Source organism: Thiorhodococcus minor (assembly GCF_010820565.1).
In the GTDB taxonomy this organism is placed as follows: domain Bacteria; phylum Pseudomonadota; class Gammaproteobacteria; order Chromatiales; family Chromatiaceae; genus Thiorhodococcus; species Thiorhodococcus minor.
In genome coordinates this window covers 1-2,138 of record NZ_JAAIJQ010000218.1, presented here as the reverse complement: position 1 = coordinate 2,138, position 2,138 = coordinate 1, and the positions used below count along the sequence as shown (strand labels likewise).

Annotated in this window: 2 protein-coding genes; both read right to left on the bottom strand. The window is 61.7% G+C overall.

Going from position 1 to position 2,138, the window contains the following annotated elements:
• Positions 1 to 374: 374 nt before the first annotated feature.
• Positions 375 to 959 (bottom strand): group II intron maturase-specific domain-containing protein, encoded by a 585-nt coding sequence (locus G3446_RS26425; RefSeq protein ID WP_342450258.1) that lies wholly within the window; start codon positions 957 to 959, stop codon positions 375 to 377.
• Between the two features lie 130 nt (positions 960 to 1,089).
• Positions 1,090 to 2,138 (bottom strand): group II intron reverse transcriptase/maturase (ltrA, locus tag G3446_RS26420; RefSeq protein ID WP_164456636.1); only part of this gene is annotated, 1,049 nt, incomplete at its 5' end.

The window sequence follows — 2,138 nt, the reverse complement described above, 5'->3', positions numbered from 1 at the left end:
TGACATGGCGGCGTACCTTGGTCCAATCGATGGAGGACCAACGTGCCGTCGCGCCCTGAGGGCCTTCAATGACACCAGTGGTATACATCGTCTAAGAAACCACTCAGGTTGAGCCTTTCCGTACCTTTCTCGTGATCCAAGACCCGTCGGAAGTCAGCCCCCTTTCGGGGTAGGGCAAAGCTCGAACCCCTATCCGGTCGATTACAGACCGGCCTTCGCTTCCTCCGACATCCCATACCCGTCGGGTAGCAGGGTGACCTTACGGCCACCCCGCCCCCTAAGAACCGTGCGAGCGACTTTCACCGCACACGGCTCAAGCCTTGAAAAGGCGCCGTGAAGCACCCGGCGATCAGCGGGGGTGTGGCTAGGACGTGTCACGGAGCAAGCCATGCGGGGCTGCGGGCGAGTGGCCGGTTCCCGCGACGCGCGTGGCGTTCGGCAAAGTAGCCGGCCTGCTGCGGGTCGTAGGGGTTGGCGTCGCCGCGGATCTTCACATGGCGACGGATCGGAAGGCTCGCCATCCGAAAGAGCGTGACCGATCCATCCGTGAACACCCAGTCGCGGCCGTCCCTGTGGGTATAGTAGCGGTCCTTGACCCACTTCCGGCCTTTCTGGGGATGGCGTCGTCTGGCCCAATTCCATGTCATGCCCCAGATCGCATGGTCAATGTCGCCGAAAATCTCCTTGCTCACGACATGGCGGTAATAGTTGCCCCAGCCCCGAATGACGGGATTGAGGCGTCGGATCAGGACGTCTTGCCTCAGGTTTGCACCTGTTTTGAGAATGCCCCGAGCCTTCTCCTTAACCGCTGCGATACTGGATTTTGCCGGCTTGATGAGCAGTTTTCCGTGATACTTGCGCAGGTTGAAGCCGAGGAAATCGAACCCTGCTTCGATGTGCACGATGTGGGTCTTCGCCTCGGACAACGCCAAGCCTCGCTCCTTGAGGAACTGCTGCACCAGGGGTTTGACCTCCTCAGCCAGTAGCGTCGAGGACGCACCGGTGATGATGAGTCGAGTCGCCCCGGGGAACCGCCCCCCGAGGCGCTCACAGAACCGGACGTGAACGTCTCCGCTCATCCGGCTCCTCCTATCCAGCCGCCCGATGAATCAAGCGCCAATGGGCGAAGAGCCGTGGCTGGCGACGCGCAATGCGCCGCAACCACTGCTCGGCCCGTCGCCGATGACGGCGCAGCCGCTTGAACTTGCGTGTGGCCCAGCGGGCCAGCTTGCGATCCAGATGTTGCAGGGTGGGATAAAGCGCCGACTTGTAGAAGGCGCCGTAATAGTTGATCCAGCCCTGGATGACCGCGTTGAACATCCGTGCCAGGTCCACAAGGTCCTTGTCACTGCGCAATGGCAGCTTCCAGCGTCGGATCTCGTGGCGAATCGCCTTGGCGGCGCGGTTGCTGATCGCCGGGCTGAAGTTGATGAAGTACTTGCCCCAGCGGTTCTTCGAGCGTCGCGGGCGAAAAGTATAGCCCAGGAAGTCGAAGGCGGTGCAGGGATACTCCAGACGCCGATCATCGTCTTTACAGTAGACGATCTTGGTCTTCTCCGGGTGGAGCTCCAGTTGGCAGTCGGCAAAGCGCTGCTGCAGCGCGGCCTTGAGAGCTTCGGCTTCTTCCAGGGTCCGACAGTGGCACAGCCCATCATCGGCATAGCGCTCGAAGGGGATGTGCGGGTAGTGGCGCTGCATCCAGGCATCAAAGGCATAATGCAGAAAGAGATTCGCCAACAGTGGCGAGGCGACTCCGCCTTGCGGCGTGCCGCGATCGCGCTCCTGCAAGGTTCCATCCGGCAGTTGCACCGGCGCCTTTAACCACCGCTCGGTATAGAGCAGCACCCAGGGCTCCGTGGTGTGGTGACGGATCGCGCGCATCAACAGATCGTGGTCGATCGCGTCGAAGAACCCCTTGATGTCGAGGTCAACCACCCAGTCATAGCGCCAGCAGCGCTGGCGGGCCTGTCCGATGGCCTGGTGGGCGCTCTTGTCGGGCCGATAGCCGTAGGAGTCCGGATGGAAATGCGCCTCCAATTCCGGCTCCAGGGCTTGCTTGAGAACGGTTTGGGCGATGCGATCAGCGACGGTGGGAATTCCGAGCGGACGCACGCCGCCCACTTTGGGAATCTCCACGC